Origin of the sequence: Bordetella genomosp. 8, from assembly GCF_002119685.1 — a bacterium.
Lineage (GTDB): Bacteria > Pseudomonadota > Gammaproteobacteria > Burkholderiales > Burkholderiaceae_B > Bordetella_C.
Genome location: NZ_CP021108.1, coordinates 5,569,741 through 5,583,953, shown reverse-complemented (window position 1 = coordinate 5,583,953; position 14,213 = coordinate 5,569,741). Strand labels below are relative to the sequence as shown.

Below are 14,213 nucleotides of genomic sequence, written 5' to 3'. Positions count from 1 at the left end.
CCGTTACCGTTACCGCCTACCTGGCGGCGGCTTGCCTGGCCCGCTCGCGATGCGCGGCGACTTTGGCGCGGTTCCCGCAGACGGCGGTGCTGCACCATCTGCGGCGATGGCCGCGGGTGTGGTCGGCGAACAGCAGCGTGCAGCGCGGGCCTTCGCAGGCCTTGACGTAGGTCAGGTCTTCACCACTGACGAAGGCCGAAAGGGCTACGCCTATCGGCAGCAGCAGGGATTCGGGAGAGCGCCAGCGGCGCATGGCGCGCACCTGCAACGCGTCTCCCTCCGCGATGACCTGCTGGTAGCTTTCATCCCGCTCGAGTAACCGGTTCAACGGCTCCAGTGCCCGCAAAGCGTCCGCGGTCAGCGGCTTGCCCATGTGCTGGCGGACGAAATCCCTGAACCATTCCCTGAGTGCACGGGCCTGGGCGGCGACGCCGTCCAGCTCGCCCGGCATGGCGCGCGCGCCCAGCGCGGCCAGGTCACCCCCGGGTACCAGGCCAGCCTGCTCCAGCCACGCGAGCAGGCCCGCACCGTCCTGGAGCCAGTCGACCGGCGTGTCGACCGGCGTCGCGATCGAATTCAGGAAATCCAGCGCCGTGGAATCGGCGATGAACATGGCGGGCGGATGGTGGTGGTCGTGCATCTGCTGTCCTTCGGCATGGCTCGGATATCGCCATTTGGCGTAACCCGTGAAAAACGAGTTGACAGGTTACCACCGCGATAGGTAACCTCACAACAGTTTTCAGAAAGGTTACTTCGGCGCGGCGTGTAATCGCTGGCGCCGCCCGCCATTCCACTCTCTTCGACCGAACAGGAAGACGCCATGACCAGGATTTCCCATCGCCGTATCGAGGCCGCCGGCCTGAATGTGTTTTATCGCGAGGCCGGCACGCGCGGCGCCCCCAAGCTGCTGTTGCTGCATGGCTTCCCGAGCTCCAGCCATATGTTCCGTGACCTGATTCCCTTGCTGTCCCGGGATTTCCATATCGTCGCGCCAGACCTGCCCGGCTTCGGACAGACCGACATGCCGCCGCGCGACCGTTTCGACTACACCTTCGATAATTTCGCCCGCGTCATCGAGGCTTTCACGGAAGCCGTGGGTTTCGATCGCTACGCCATGTACGTGTTCGATTACGGCGCGCCCACCGGGTTTCGACTGGCCTTGCGCCACCCCGAACGTATTCGCGCCATCATCTCGCAGAACGGCAATGCCTACGAAGAAGGCCTGAGTGAAGGCTGGAATCCCATACAGGCCTATTGGCGCGATCCCACGCAGGCGAACCGCGACGCCTTGCGCGCCTTGCTGACCCGCGAATCGACCCTCTGGCAGTACACGCACGGCGTCACCGACACCACCGCCGTGTCGCCCGATGGCTACGGACTCGACGATTACTACCTGGCGCGGCCCGGCGCCGATGAGGTCCAGCTGGACATCTTTGGCGACTACAAGAGCAACGTCGCCTTGTATCCCCAGTTCCAGGCCTATTTCCGGGCGCATCAGCCACCGCTGCTGGCGGTGTGGGGCAGGAACGATCCCTTCTTCCTGCCGGCGGGCGCCGACGCCTACAAGCGTGACATTCCGGCGGCCACGGTGCGCTTCTTCGACACCGGCCATTTCGCGCTGGAAACCCATGCCGACGAGATCGCGCGCGAGATACGCGGTTTCCTGAATTCCCTTTCCTGAATCCCCTTCCTGCGTTGGAGACAAGCAAATGCGTGCGATCGTTCTGGAGAAGTTCGGCGGGCTGGACAGCCTGGTCTACAAGGATATTCCCGAGCCCGAGCCGCTGGCCGGCCATGTGGTCATCCAGGTGAAGGCGTTCGGCGTCAACCACGCCGAGATGCACATGCGGCGCGGCGAGTGGGCCGAAGCGGCGCCCGTCAGCGGGATAGAGTGCGTGGGCATAGTCAAATCATGCCCGGGCGGCGAGTTTCCCGTGGGCGCAAAGGTGGCCGCGTTGATGGGCGGACTGGGCCGGACCATCAACGGCAGCTATGCGGAGTTCACTCGCGCGCCGGTGAGCAATGTGGCGCTCATCGATGCGGAGCTTTCCTGGGCGGATCTTGCCGCCATACCGGAAACCTATGCCACCGCATGGACCACCTTGTTTCGCAACCTGGATCTCCAGCCCGGGCAGACGCTGGTGATACGCGGCGCGACTTCGGCGTTCGGGCAGGCGGCTGTGAAGCTCGCCGTGAATGCCGGCGCGAAGGTCATTGCGACCACGCGCAGCGCCAGTCGCTTCGACATGCTGCGCGCCCTGGGCGTGGCGCGGGTGGAGCTGGAAGGTCCCGACCTGTCCAGGCGCATCGCCGAGGCCGGTCAGCTGGATGCCGTGCTGGACCTGGTAGGCAACAGCACGATCCTCGACTCGCTGGCGATGTTGCGGCGGGGCGGCAAGGCCTGCCTGGCCGGCTGGCTCGGCGGCCTGGCGCCCATCGCCGACTTCAATCCGCTGTTGCAGATGTCCAGCGGCGTGTACCTGACATTCTTCGGCAGCTTCGTATTCGGCATGCCCGGTTTCCCCCTGTCGGACGTGCCCTTGCAGGCGATCGCCCGCGATGTCGCGGCCGGCCGGCTGGAAGCGAAGCCCAGCCGGATCTTCCGCTTCGAGGAAATCCACGAAGCGCATCGCGTGATGGAAGCCAACGAGGCCGGCGGCAAGATGGTCGTGGTCCACGGCTGAGCCCCAATACAAATACAAATGGAGAAAAGCATGCACAAGAAAGTCGCCATCGTCACGGGCGCGAGCCAGGGTATCGGCAAGTCCACGGCAGTCCGCCTGGCCCGTGATTTCGACGCCATCGCGCTGGTCGCGCGCAATCGCGGACAGCTCGACGAAACCGCCGAGGCAGTGCGTGTAGCGGGCGCGGAACCGATGGTCATCGCCGCCGACCTGGCGGACGCTTCGACGGCAGCCGACGTTGTCGACGGCACCGTGACGGCATTTGGCGGCATCGACGCGCTGGTGAACATCGCCGGCGCGGTGCCGCAGATCGACCTGTTCGAGATGTCCGACATCCAGTGGGACCAGGGCATGGCGCTGAAGCTGCATGGCGCGCGGCGCCTGACCGTCGCGGCGTGGCCGCACCTGAAGTCGTCGAAGGGGGCGGTGGTATTGATGTCCGGCAATTCGGCGGAACAGCCCAAGGCGCCCGCCGCCGCGGTGGGCGTGATCAACGCGGCCATCGTGGCGCTGGCGAAGGCGTTCGCCGACCGTGGCATCGTCGACGGCGTGCAGGTCAATAGCGTGCTGCCGGGCGCCGTCATGACCGGACGCCGGCGGGCCTTCCTGGAACAATGGGCGGCCCGGCAGGGCATCACCATGGACGAGGCCACGGCCAGGTTTCCCAGGGATGCGGGCATCGCGCGCTTCGGCGAGGCCGAAGAAATCGCGGAGCTGATCGCGTTCCTGCTGTCCCCCGCGGCGCAATGGATGACCGGCGCGGCCTTGCGGATGGACGGTGGAGAAGTCAAGGCGGTGTGACGCAGGCTGGCCTGGCCGTGGGACATGGGGACAGGAGGACACGCCTGTCGCCACGCGCGGTGCAAGGCGGGATCACGGGTCTTGTTCTCTCGATAACGAAACCTTGCCTCAGTTATGCTACGGGCTGTTTCAAAACGAGGGAACGGAGGAGAGCATGTCCCCTAATATCATTGCGCGCCTTGCGCGCACCGTGGCCTGCGGCGCGATCGCCCTGGCCGCCGTCGCGCCCGGCCTCGGCCACGCCGCCGACAGCTATCCCAGCAAACCGCTGCGCTTCATCGTCCCGTATCCGCCCGGCGGCCCGCTGGATACGATGGCACGCATGCTGGCGGAGAAGGTGCGCGGCGACCTGGGCCAACCGGTCATCGTGGAAAACCGCGCCGGCGCCGGCGGCAACATCGGCGCCGACCTGGCGGCCAAGGCGCCGCCCGACGGCTATACGCTGGTGATGGGCGCCGTCGCGACGCACGCCATCAACCCCTGGCTGTTCAAGAACCTGCCTTACGACCCGATCAAGGACTTCGCGCCGGTGACCATCGTGGCGTCCGTGCCCAATGTGCTGGTCATGAACGTCGATTTCGCCAAGAAGAACAACATCAACAATCTTGGCGACCTGATCGCCTATGCCAAGGCCAACCCCGGCAAGCTGAACTACGGATCGGGCGGCAACGGCAGCGCCGGCCACCTGTCCGGCGAACTGCTGAAGGCGCGCGCCGGCGTGAATATCGAGCACATTCCGTATCAGGGCGCGGCCCCCGCCCAGCTGGCCTTGCTGTCGGGACAATCGGATTTCATGTTCGACAACCTGGCCGCCTCGGCGCCCCTGATCAAGGACGGCAAGGTCAAGGCGCTGGCCGTGACCACCAAGGAACGTTCCTCGCTGTTGCCGGACGTGCCGACCGTCGAACAATCCGGCGTCAAGGATTTCGACCTGGGTACCTGGTTCGGCGTCTTCACGACGGGCGGCACGCCCGCACCCGTGGTCGATAAGCTGAACAAGGCCTACAGCGCCGCGCTGATGCAGCCGGACGTGCGCCAGCGCCTGCTGACCATGGGCTCGGAGATCAAGCCCATGTCGTCGGCGCAGTTCGCCAGCTTCGTGCGCAGCGAGAAGGACAAGTACAAGGAGATCGTGCAGGTGTCGGGCGCCAGCACGAATTGATTGCCTGGCGGATTCTCCGGAATCCGCTAGGCCGTGTAGTCCGGCTGCTCGGAAGGCGCGGCACGCTGGAAGGCCGCTATCGTGTTGCAATGCGCGTAGACGGCCATGGCGCGCGGATAGGCCGACATATCGCAGCCCATGCGTTGCGCGTTGGCGATCTGCGGCACCAGGCAGACGTCCGCCAGCGTGGGTGCATCGCCGAAGCAATAGGGGCCGTGGCCGTGGCGTTCCAGCAGCGCTTCCACGGCCCGCATTCCATCCTGCACCCAGTGGCGGTACCAGGCATCCTTCTGTTCGGCCGTCACGCCCAGCACTTCGGTCAGGTAGCGCAGGATGCGCAGGTTATTGACCGGGTGGATGTCGCAGGCGACGACCCCGCTGAGCTCCAGCACGCGCGCGCGCTGCAGGGTGTCGCGGGGAATCAGGCGCGGCTCCGGATAGGTCGCATCCAGGTAATCGATGATGGCCATGGACTGGCCCAGTTCCATATCGCCATCGCGCAGCATCGGCACGCTGCCTGAAGGATTGCGCGCCATGTATTCCGTGGCGCGGTGCTCCAGCTTGCGGATATTGATGCCCTGGTAATCGTGGTCCAGCCCTTTCAGGGCCAGGACGATGCGGACGCGGTAGGACGTGGAGCTGTTGAAGAAGCTGTAGAGTTGCATGGTTCAATCCGCCTTGATGCCGGCGCGGGTCACGATGTCGCTCCAGCGCTTGGCGTCCTTGGCGATCAGGTCGCCGAATTCCGTCGGCGTGGACGTTGCTGGCACCATGCCTTGCGCTTCAAAGGCGGTGGCGGTGGATGGCGCCTTCAGCGCTTCGGCGATCTGCTTGTTCAGGCTGTCGACGATGGCGGCCGGCGTTCCCTTGGGCGCCAGCACGCCGTACCACATGTCGACGTCGGCGCCTTTCAGGCCGGACTCCGTCAGCGTGGGCACGTCGGGCAGCTGCGGAATGCGCTTGGGGCTGCCGGTGGCGATGGCCTTCAGCTTGCCGGCCTTGATCTGCGGCAGCGCCACGTGCACGGGCAGGAACATATAGTCCAGGCGCCCGGCCAGCATGTCGGTCACCGCGCCCGCCGTGCCCTTGTACGGTACGTGCAGCATCTGCGCCTTGGTCTGGTCCAGCAGCAGCGCCATGGCCAGGTGATGCGGCGTGCCCACGCCAGGGGTGCCGTAGGTCAGCTTGCCGGGTTCCTTGCGCGCGGCGTCCTCCAGTTGCTGGACCGTGTTGACGGGGTTGGAGGGGTGGGTCACCAGCAGCAGCGTGCCCCAGGACGTGAGGCTGACCGGCGCGAAGTCCTTCACCGGGTCATAGTGCAGCTTCTCCTTGTACAGCGGCTGGTTCATGACGAAGGTGTTCACCGTCACCAGGAAGGTGTAGCCGTCGGGCGCGGCGCGCGCCACCTTTTCCGTGCCGATGTTGCCGCTGGCGCCGGCCAGGTTTTCCACGATGACGGATTGGCCCAGCGTCTTGGGCAGTGTCGCGGCCAGTTGGCGCGCCACCAGGTCGATGCCGGTGGCCGGCGTGAAAGGCACGATCAGCGTGATCGGGCGCTCCGGCCAGGCGGCCTGGCTGACGGATGCCGTCAGGGCAAGAGCCAGCGCGGCCAGGGCGCGAAACAGGGTCTGCATGTTGTTCTCCTTGCGGGCAGGTGTCTCGGCGCTGCCCGATGGTGGATGCTGCGATGGTCAGATGAAAGAGGGGCGTGACTTCAGCGTTTCGGGGTCGTAGCCGGCCACCTGCTTGTAGCGGTCCGATATGGCTTGCAGCTCGTCGTGGCTGATGACGTCCTCGATGCGCTCGAAACGCTGGTCACGCGAGCGTTCGTACGCTTCGCGCAGAATGGCGTCCGGCGGATTGCTGCGATTGGTCAGCACCACCTTGGTGGTGGCGGCCACGCGCACGCGGTCGTATTCCTGCAGCGCGGCCGGCGTCAGGCCCTGCTTCTTCAACTGGCCCGCCAGGAAACGCGCGTCGATGATGGCCTGGCCGGCGCCGTTGGAGCCGCGCGGCACCATGGGATGCGCGGCGTCGCCCAGCAGGGTCATGCGGCCCTGCGTCCACGTGGGCAGCGGATCCTGGTCGACCATCGGATACTCCAGCACAGAATCCGCGTTCTGTATCAGCGCCGCCACGTCCAGCCAATCGAAATGCCAGTCGGCGAAGGCCGGGAAGAAGTCTTCCAGGCGGCCCTGGCGGGTCCAGTCGCGCACGGCGGGTTCGGGCGATTCGATTTCGGCGACCCAGTTCACCAACTGGTTGCCTTCGGCGTCGACGTTGTCGCGGATGGGATAGATCACCATCTTGCCGATCGACAGCCAGCCCGCGCGCACCATGCTGCCGCCGCTCAGGAAAGGCTTGCAGCGCGTGACGCCGCGCCACATGTTGACGCCGGAATAGCGCGGCGCCCCTTCGTTGGGATACAGCTGCTTGCGCAGCGCCGAATGGATGCCGTCGCAACCGACCACGATGGCGCCACGCACGGATGGCAGGGGCTTGCCGGCGCCGTCAGTCATGTGCACCGTGACGCCGTCATCGTCCTGTTCGACGCGCACGGCGCGATGATCCACGCGCACGCTGTCGTCGCCCAGGCGCTGGCGCACGGCATCGAGCAGCGCCATCTGCAGATCGCCGCGGTGGATGGAATATTGCGGCCAGGCATAGCCCGCCGCCTTGCCGGCGGGTTCGCTGTAGATGAACTGCCCGTGGCGGGTGAAGAAGATGGCTTCCTTGGTGTGGACGCCCAGCTTGTCCAGCGCCGGCAGCATGCCCAGTTCGTCCAGTTCGCGCGCGGCGTGCGGCAGCAGGTTGATGCCCACGCCCAGCGGCTTGATCTCCGGAACGGCTTCGTACACGCGGCAGGCGATGCCGGCCTGATGCAGGCTCAGCGCCAGTACCAGGCCGCCGACGCCGGCGCCCACGATGATGACATCGGTATCTTTCATGGCTCAGACCACCTTCGCGCGCAGCGTACCCAGTCCATCGACCCCGCCTTCCATGAGGTCGCCCTTGACCACCGGCCCCACGCCTTCGGGCGTGCCGGTGTAGATCAGATCGCCCGGCTCCAGGCGGAAGTAGCGCGACAGATAGCTGATGGTTTCGGCCACCGACCAGATCAGCTTGGACGTATCGCTGCGCTGCTTGTCCTGGCCGTTCACCTTCAGCCAGATGGCGGCGTCGTCGAAATGGCCCTTGGCGCCGACCGGGTACAACGGGCCTATCGGCGCGCTGTCGTCGAAGGCCTTGCCCAGTTCCCATGGCCGGCCGGCTTCGCGCATCTTCATCTGCAGGTCGCGGCGCGTCATGTCCAGGCCGACGGCATAGCTATGCACATGGCCGAGTGCATCTTCCACCGCGATGTTCGCGCCGGACTTGCCGATGGCGGCGACCAGCTCGATCTCGTAGTGATAGTTGGCGGTTTCGGTGGGATAGGGCAGGTTCAGCGTTTCGCCTTCGGCCACCGGCATGACGGCATCGGCCGGCTTGCAGAAGAAAAACGGCGGCTCGCGGTCGGGATCGAAGCCCATCTCGCGCGCATGCGCGGCGTAGTTGCGGCCGACGCAATACACGCGGCGCACGGGGAAGCTGTCGCCGGTTCCGGCAACGGGCACGGCGACGGTCGCCGGCGGAGCAAAGACGTAAGGCATGACAAGAAACCTTGTGGGAAAGGAAAGAAAACGGCGCCAAGAAACAGGTGCCGCCAAACCAAGACGCGCGCAAGAAACAGGTGCCCCCGATCAGGGACGCGCGGGTCCGGGTCCCCCGGTCCGCAGCGTCGCCCCCCTTGAGGGGGGAAGCGCGCAGCGCTTCGGGGGGTGGGTCACCTCTCTTCTCGAAGCAGGCCGAGGGCGGCCTGCACCGGGCGATCGGAATAGCTGAACAGGATGGCGTCGTCCAGGGCGGCCAGTTGCACCGGTTGCCACGACGGCGCGACGAACAGGTCGCGCGGGCCGAAGTGGAATTCCTGGTCGCCGACGCGCGCCGTACCGCGGCCTTCCACCACCGAGTAGACGGTGGAGTCCGTGCTGCGATAGGTCTTGCCCTGGAACCCGGCAGGCAACAGCTGCATGAAGGTCGCCATCGTCGGCATGGGATAGCCGCCCGTGGCCGGATTGACGTAGCGCAGCTTCACCCCATCCCAGGCATCCAGTTCGCCGAAGCGATAAAGCTGGTCCAGCGCCTCGCGGCTGCGCTCGTAGGGATAGTTGAAGATGGGCGAATTGCCGTTCGCGGGCACGTGCCGCACGGGCGCCATGTTGTTGCCGAAGCGCGCGTAGCTGTCGCCTTCCGCGCGGGTGACCGGCTGCGTGGCGGCCGGGTAGTTTTCGGCGAAGCCGGCATCCAGCATGCGCAGCAGCGGGATATCCAGGCCGTCCAGCCACACCACCGGCTCGCCGCCTTCGGCCGCTTCGATATTGCCGTGATCGTGGTACGTCCATGAGGGCGTGATGATGAAGTCGCCCGGATGCATGGTGGTGCGCTCGCCATTGACCGCCGTATAGGCGCCCGATCCTTCGACAATGAAGCGCAGCGCCGATTGCGTATGGCGATGGCTGGGCGCGATCTCGCCCGGCAGGATCAGTTGCAGGCCGGCATACAGGGTCTGCGTGATGCTGGCCTGTCCGGGCAGGCCGGGATTTTCCAGGATCAGCACGCGGCGCACGGCTTCTTCGGCGGAAATCAGCGTGCCGGCTTCCATGACGTCGGCGCGCACATCGTTGTAGCGCCACATCGCGGGTACGCAGCGCGGCTGCGGCGTGCGCGGCACCAGGTTATGCAAGGACTCCCACAACGGCGCCATGTTCTTGCGCGCGATCCGTTCGTAGTACGCGGCGCGGTCGGCGCGCGTGGAGCTTCCTTCGGCCATGGTGTTGTCTCCTTCAGGTTTTTGCGTATTATGAGAGCGCCGGTATGCCTCTTGAAATGAAATTATCTTATTATCCATACAATAAACAATATGGCTGCCGCCGGCGCCCGGGGGTGCCGGTCCGCCGGTAGACGTGCGGCAGGAAAAACCGAGACACCATGGACTGGACCTACCGCCTGCGCCTGCGCAACCTGAAAATGCTGTTGAGCCTGGCGCAGACCCGCAACATCAGCCACTCGGCCGCCATGTTGAACACCACCCAGCCCGGCCTGTCGAAATGGCTGAAGGACCTGGAAGACGATATCGGCCTGCCGCTGTTCGAGCGCCATGCGCGCGGGTTGCGGCCGACGCCTTATGGCGAGGCATTGATCGCGCATGCCCAGCGCATCGACGCGCAACTGGAGCGCGCCAGCGGCGACATGGCCGCGCTGCGGCAGGGCGGCGGCGGCCGCGTGGTGATAGGGGCGTCGGGGGCATCGGCGTCGGACACCGTGCCGCTGGCCGTCATGCGGCTGCTGGAGCGCATGCCGCAGGCACGCGTGAAGCTGGTCGAATCGACCATGGACCATCTGCTGACGCAGCTGGCCCAGGGCGAACTGGACATCGTCGTCGGCCGCTCAGCGCCCGAACATCACGATCCGGCCATCCTGTCCGAATCCTTGTACCTGGAGCCCGTGCATATGGTGGCGCGGCCCCGGCATCCCGTGTTCGGCAAGGCGCGCATCACGTGGGAAGACCTGATGGCCTACCGCTGGATCGTATGGCCGAAGGGCACGCCGATACGCAATGCCCTGGACACGGCACTGACGGCCGCCGGCAAGTCCATGCCGGCGGACCATGTGGAATCGAATTCGGTCACCATCAACCTGACCCTGGTCAGCAGCAGCGACCTGATCGGCGTGGCATCGCATCGCGCGGCGCTGCGGTTTTCGCAGATGAACGCCATGCGCATACTGCCCTTGCGCCTGTCCGGTTTCGGCGCCGTCGCGATGTACTGGCGCCAGGAAACCTTCCAGCCCGCCGCGGTGGAAACCGCGCTGGACAGCCTGCGCGCGGTCGTGGCGGAACAGCAGGGGTAGAGGCGGCGATCGCCGCGACGCGCGCCCTGGGGCGCGGTGCGACGATCGCGGCACCCCTGCCGGCTCAGTTCGCTGTGATGTGGGCTTTCTCCACCACGGTCTTGTAGCGGACCAGTTCTTCCTGGGTGTACTTGCCCAGCTGTTCCGGACCCATGAAGTCGGCTTCCGCGCCTTGTTCCGCGGCTTTCTTGCGGAATTCGTCGGTCTTCATGATCTTCTCGATCTCGCCCGACAGCTTGCCGATCACCTCCTTGGGCGTGCCGGCGGGCGCGTACATGGCGAACCAGGACGAGACGAGCAGGTCGGGGTAGCCGGCTTCCGCCGCCGTCGGGACATTGGGCAGGGATTCGAGCCGCGACTTGCCGGTCACCGCCAGGGGCTGCAGCTTGCCCGCGGCGATCTGTCCCAGCAGCGGCGGCGGCGTCGTGATGGTCATGTCGACGGAGCCGCTGAGCAGATCGGCCAGCGCGGGGCCGGTGCCCTTGTACGGGATGTGGGTCGTCTTGATGCCCGCCATCTGGTTCAGCAATTCGGTGGCGACCTGCTGCAGAGAACCGTTGCCTGACGATGCGTAGTTCAGTTCGCCGGGATGGGCCTTGGCGTAGTCCACCAGTTCTTTCATCGTCTTGATCGGCAAGGTTGGCCGCACCACCACCACTTGCGGCGCCGACAGGATGTTTGCCACGGGTGCGAACGACTTGATGGGATCCCAATTCAGGCCCTGGGTGATCAGCGGCGTGATGACCTGGTAGCCGGAATACTGCAATAGCAGGGTGTAGCCGTCGGGCGCGGCGCGGCTGACCGCCTGCGCCGCGATGCTGCCCGAGGCCCCGGGCTTGTTTTCCACGACGACCGATTGTCCCAGGGCCTTGGCCAGCGGCTGCGCGATCAGGCGGGCCGCGATGTCGGTGGTGCCGCCGGGCGCGGCGGAGACGATCAGCGTGATCGGCCGGTCGGGATAGGCGGCGTGCGCCGCCATCGGACCGAAGGCGAGCGCGCAGAGTCCGGCGGCAAGCAGCAGGCGGCGCAGGGGCCGGACGGTATTCGAGCTTTTCATGTTCATGTCTCCGTTCGTTGTTATGCGGTTGGTCGGCAGGCGGTGCCTTGCCGTGGGGACTGCGGGTTCCTGGGAGCAGGCCGCGCGTGGCGGCCTGCCCGCGGTCAGGCGATAACTCAGGCGATAACTCAGGCAAAACCTCAGGCAATGACGCCGGCGGCTCGCAGCGCCGCCAGGCGCTGCTCGTCCACGCCTATCTCGCGCAGCACGACGTCGGTGTCCTCGCCCAGCGTGGGCGCGCGCTCGCGGACTTCTCCAGGATTGCCAGAGAGCAGCGGGAACACCGCCGGCATCTCGACCGCGATACCGCTGGCCGACTCGACGGTGACGATGGCCTTGCGGGCGCGGTAATGCGGGTCTTCGGCGATATCGGCGATGCTGTAGATGCGTCCCGCCGGCACCCCCGCCTCGCGCATCGACGCCAGTACCTGATCGATGGTGCGGACCTGCGTCCACGCGCCGATGGCCTGGTCGATCTCCGCCACGCGTGCGACCCGTCCGTCGTTGCGGGCCAATGCCGGGTCGCGCGCCAGGTCCTCGCGGCCGATGCGCGACATCAATCGCGTATAGATGCCGTCGCCGTTGCCGGCGATCAGGACGTAGCCGTCCTGGCAGGGATAGGCGTTGGATGGCGCGATGCCGGGCAGCGCCGCGCCGGCGGGTTCGCGCACGGCGCCGAATACCGAGTATTCGGGCAGCAGGCTTTCGGTCAGGTTGAAGATGCTTTCGTACAAGGCCGCGTCGATCACCTGGCCGGTGCCGCCGCGCGCGTCGCGTTCGTACAAGGCCAGCAGCACGCCCAGCGCGCCGTGCAGGCCGGCGATGGTGTCGCCCAGCGACAGGCCGGCGCGCACGGGCGCACGTCCGGGTTCGCCGTTCAGGTAGCGCAGTCCCGCCATGGCCTCGCCAATGGCGGCAAAGCCAGGTTCACCGGCCCTGGGGCCGGTCTGGCCGTAGCCTGAAATGCGCAGCATGATCAACCGGGGATTCAGCGCGTGCAGGGCTTCCCACGACAGACCCCATTTTTCCATCGTGCCCGGGCGGAAATTCTCGATCAGCACGTCGGCTTCGGCGGCCAGCGTGCGGACCAGGTCCTGGCCTTCCGCCTGGCGCAAGTCGACGCAGACGGATTGCTTGTTGCGCGATTGCGCTTCCCACCACACGGACGTGCCTTCATGCAGCATGCGCCACTTGCGCAGCGGGTCGCCGACGCCCGGCGGTTCGATCTTGATCACCTGCGCGCCGAAGTCGGCCAGGGTTTTCGCGGCGAAGGGGCCGGCGATGAGCTGGCCCAGTTCCAGCACGCGGATGCCCGCGAGTATTTGTCGTGTCATGTCTCCCCCTGCGGTTGGCTGCCAGGGACGGACAGTGTGCCGCAGGCCGGTCGGCGAGGGGAATGACGCATCCGGCTAAGGGGGTTTCCGGAAACGCGAAAGGCGGGCATGCGGGAATACGGGCATGCGGGCGGCCGGGGCCGCGTTGCGGCAAACCCGGCGTCGATGTGGTGGGGACGTTCAGGCCGCCGTGACCGCCAGGCCGCGCTGCACGCCCGGGCGCGCCAAGGCACGGTCCAGCCACGCCTGCACGTTACGAAAGCGGTCGAAATCGACCACCTCGCGGGCTTCATAGAACCCGATCAGGTTGCGGACCCACCCGATCAACGAAATGTCGGCGATGCTGTAGTCCGCGCCCATCACCCAGTCCCGGCCCGCGAGCCGCTGGTCCAGTACGCCCAGCAGCCGTGCCGATTCGGCTGCATAGCGATCGCGCGGCCGCTTGTCCTCATAAGCCTTGCCGGCGAACTTGTGGAAAAAGCCGAGCTGTCCGAACATGGGCCCGACGCCGCCCATCTGCCACATCAGCCACTGGATGGTTTCGTAGCGCGTGTGCGGATCGGTGGAAAGAAACTGCCCCGACTTGTCGGCAAGATAGATCAGGATGGCGCCCGATTCGAACAGGGCCAGCGGCCGCCCGTCGGGGCCGTCCGGATCGTAGATGGCCGGAATCTTGCCATTGGGATTGAGCGAGAGAAAGGCCGGATCGTGGTTGTCGTTCGCCATGATGTCGATGCGATGCGGCTCGTAGGGCAGCCCCGTTTCCTCCAGCATGATGCCGACCTTCACGCCGTTGGGCGTGGGCAGGGAAAAGAGCTGCAGCCGGTCCGGGTGCAGCGCCGGCCAGCGTTTGAATATCGGATGATCGAGCATCACGGCGTTCCTCCAGGGTGTGTCGACGCACGTGCATGATATTCGCATCTGTGCAGGCCGCGTCGGGGAGCGCCGCGACATCGGCAACGCCGATCTTGTGCGGCGGGCTGCATTGGTGCTAATGTCCGGACGTTCTCGATCGTGGCACGGAAGAGATCGGTCATCACGACGACGCCGACGGAGCAACCGCCCCGGAAACTCTCAGGCAAAAGGACCGTGCGACGGGGAACATCTGGAGAGAGGCGCTGATCGCGCCCACCGAAGGGGAGCTTCGCCAAGGATGTACCAGGCGCGGGCGCAAACTCTCAGGTACATGGACAGATGGGGCATGGCGCCGGCCAACCGGCCGGCTA

At 66.2% G+C, this 14,213-nt stretch carries 14 protein-coding genes and 2 riboswitches; of the genes, 5 read left to right on the top strand and 9 right to left on the bottom strand.

Annotated elements, in window-relative coordinates; genetic code table 11:
- Nucleotides 1-16 precede the first annotated feature (16 nt).
- Complete coding sequence (locus tag CAL12_RS25235) at nt 17-640, bottom strand: CGNR zinc finger domain-containing protein (protein WP_086067110.1); 624 nt, start codon at nt 638-640, stop codon at nt 17-19.
- Between the two features lie 180 nt (nt 641-820).
- Between CAL12_RS25235 and CAL12_RS25230 the strand changes: the two genes are divergently transcribed.
- The 4 genes from CAL12_RS25230 (at nt 821) to CAL12_RS25215 (ending at nt 4,647) form a co-directional block, all read left to right on the top strand.
- Nucleotides 821-1,681 (top strand): alpha/beta fold hydrolase, encoded by an 861-nt coding sequence (locus tag CAL12_RS25230; protein WP_086067109.1) that lies wholly within the window; start codon nt 821-823, stop codon nt 1,679-1,681.
- 28 nt (nt 1,682-1,709) lie between these two features.
- Nucleotides 1,710-2,684 (top strand): zinc-binding alcohol dehydrogenase family protein, encoded by a 975-nt coding sequence (locus CAL12_RS25225; RefSeq protein WP_086067108.1) that lies wholly within the window; start codon nt 1,710-1,712, stop codon nt 2,682-2,684.
- 30 nt (nt 2,685-2,714) lie between these two features.
- On the top strand, nt 2,715-3,485 hold the full coding sequence (locus CAL12_RS25220; RefSeq protein ID WP_086067107.1) for an SDR family oxidoreductase: 771 nt from the start codon (nt 2,715-2,717) through the stop codon (nt 3,483-3,485).
- 154 nt (nt 3,486-3,639) lie between these two features.
- Nucleotides 3,640-4,647 carry a Bug family tripartite tricarboxylate transporter substrate binding protein gene (locus tag CAL12_RS25215; RefSeq protein WP_086067106.1) on the top strand — a complete coding sequence of 336 codons (1,008 nt, stop codon included), beginning with the start codon at nt 3,640-3,642 and terminating at the stop codon, nt 4,645-4,647.
- Between the two features lie 26 nt (nt 4,648-4,673).
- Here the strand turns inward: CAL12_RS25215 and maiA are convergent, their stop codons facing one another.
- The 5 genes from maiA to gtdA form a co-directional block, all read right to left on the bottom strand.
- Nucleotides 4,674-5,312, bottom strand: a complete 639-nt coding sequence (maiA, locus tag CAL12_RS25210; RefSeq protein WP_086067105.1) for a maleylacetoacetate isomerase — start codon at nt 5,310-5,312, stop codon at nt 4,674-4,676.
- 3 nt (nt 5,313-5,315) lie between these two features.
- Nucleotides 5,316-6,281 carry a tripartite tricarboxylate transporter substrate binding protein gene (locus CAL12_RS25205; protein WP_086067104.1) on the bottom strand — a complete coding sequence of 322 codons (966 nt, stop codon included), beginning with the start codon at nt 6,279-6,281 and terminating at the stop codon, nt 5,316-5,318.
- Between the two features lie 57 nt (nt 6,282-6,338).
- Nucleotides 6,339-7,595 (bottom strand): flavin-dependent oxidoreductase, encoded by a 1,257-nt coding sequence (locus tag CAL12_RS25200; protein WP_086067103.1) that lies wholly within the window; start codon nt 7,593-7,595, stop codon nt 6,339-6,341.
- Nucleotides 7,596-7,598: 3 nt separating this feature from the next.
- Complete coding sequence (locus CAL12_RS25195) at nt 7,599-8,297, bottom strand: fumarylacetoacetate hydrolase family protein (RefSeq protein WP_086067102.1); 699 nt, start codon at nt 8,295-8,297, stop codon at nt 7,599-7,601.
- A 173-nt stretch (nt 8,298-8,470) separates the two neighbouring features.
- Complete coding sequence (gene gtdA, locus CAL12_RS25190) at nt 8,471-9,517, bottom strand: gentisate 1,2-dioxygenase (protein ID WP_086067101.1); 1,047 nt, start codon at nt 9,515-9,517, stop codon at nt 8,471-8,473.
- Between the two features lie 158 nt (nt 9,518-9,675).
- Between gtdA and CAL12_RS25185 the strand changes: the two genes are divergently transcribed.
- Nucleotides 9,676-10,596, top strand: coding sequence for a LysR family transcriptional regulator (locus tag CAL12_RS25185; RefSeq protein WP_086067100.1), 921 nt, complete (start codon nt 9,676-9,678; stop codon nt 10,594-10,596).
- Between the two features lie 64 nt (nt 10,597-10,660).
- Here CAL12_RS25185 and CAL12_RS25180 read toward each other — a convergent pair whose 3' ends face one another.
- The 3 genes from CAL12_RS25180 to CAL12_RS25170 form a co-directional block, all read right to left on the bottom strand.
- Nucleotides 10,661-11,653 (bottom strand): Bug family tripartite tricarboxylate transporter substrate binding protein, encoded by a 993-nt coding sequence (locus CAL12_RS25180; RefSeq protein WP_086068111.1) that lies wholly within the window; start codon nt 11,651-11,653, stop codon nt 10,661-10,663.
- Nucleotides 11,654-11,793: 140 nt separating this feature from the next.
- On the bottom strand, nt 11,794-12,987 hold the full coding sequence (locus CAL12_RS25175; RefSeq protein WP_086067099.1) for a CaiB/BaiF CoA transferase family protein: 1,194 nt from the start codon (nt 12,985-12,987) through the stop codon (nt 11,794-11,796).
- Between the two features lie 180 nt (nt 12,988-13,167).
- Nucleotides 13,168-13,863: a glutathione S-transferase N-terminal domain-containing protein gene (locus CAL12_RS25170; RefSeq protein WP_086067098.1), complete on the bottom strand. Its 696-nt coding sequence runs from the start codon at nt 13,861-13,863 to the stop codon at nt 13,168-13,170.
- Nucleotides 13,864-13,997: 134 nt separating this feature from the next.
- A riboswitch (glycine riboswitch) is annotated at nt 13,998-14,087 on the top strand.
- Between the two features lie 2 nt (nt 14,088-14,089).
- Nucleotides 14,090-14,184, top strand: a riboswitch (glycine riboswitch).
- The last annotated feature ends 29 nt before the right edge of the window (nt 14,185-14,213 follow it).

Coding starts and splice junctions, on each gene's coding strand:
- CAL12_RS25215 (WP_086067106.1), top strand. CDS start 3,640: ATGTCCCCTAATATCATTGCGCGCCTTGCGCGCACCGTGGCCTGCGGC.
- CAL12_RS25205 (WP_086067104.1), bottom strand. CDS start 6,281: ATGCAGACCCTGTTTCGCGCCCTGGCCGCGCTGGCTCTTGCCCTGACG.
- CAL12_RS25225 (WP_086067108.1), top strand. CDS start 1,710: ATGCGTGCGATCGTTCTGGAGAAGTTCGGCGGGCTGGACAGCCTGGTC.
- gtdA (WP_086067101.1), bottom strand. CDS start 9,517: ATGGCCGAAGGAAGCTCCACGCGCGCCGACCGCGCCGCGTACTACGAA.
- CAL12_RS25180 (WP_086068111.1), bottom strand. CDS start 11,653: ATGAAAAGCTCGAATACCGTCCGGCCCCTGCGCCGCCTGCTGCTTGCC.
- CAL12_RS25175 (WP_086067099.1), bottom strand. CDS start 12,987: ATGACACGACAAATACTCGCGGGCATCCGCGTGCTGGAACTGGGCCAG.
- maiA (WP_086067105.1), bottom strand. CDS start 5,312: ATGCAACTCTACAGCTTCTTCAACAGCTCCACGTCCTACCGCGTCCGC.
- CAL12_RS25200 (WP_086067103.1), bottom strand. CDS start 7,595: ATGAAAGATACCGATGTCATCATCGTGGGCGCCGGCGTCGGCGGCCTG.
- CAL12_RS25185 (WP_086067100.1), top strand. CDS start 9,676: ATGGACTGGACCTACCGCCTGCGCCTGCGCAACCTGAAAATGCTGTTG.
- CAL12_RS25230 (WP_086067109.1), top strand. CDS start 821: ATGACCAGGATTTCCCATCGCCGTATCGAGGCCGCCGGCCTGAATGTG.
- CAL12_RS25235 (WP_086067110.1), bottom strand. CDS start 640: ATGCACGACCACCACCATCCGCCCGCCATGTTCATCGCCGATTCCACG.
- CAL12_RS25195 (WP_086067102.1), bottom strand. CDS start 8,297: ATGCCTTACGTCTTTGCTCCGCCGGCGACCGTCGCCGTGCCCGTTGCC.
- CAL12_RS25220 (WP_086067107.1), top strand. CDS start 2,715: ATGCACAAGAAAGTCGCCATCGTCACGGGCGCGAGCCAGGGTATCGGC.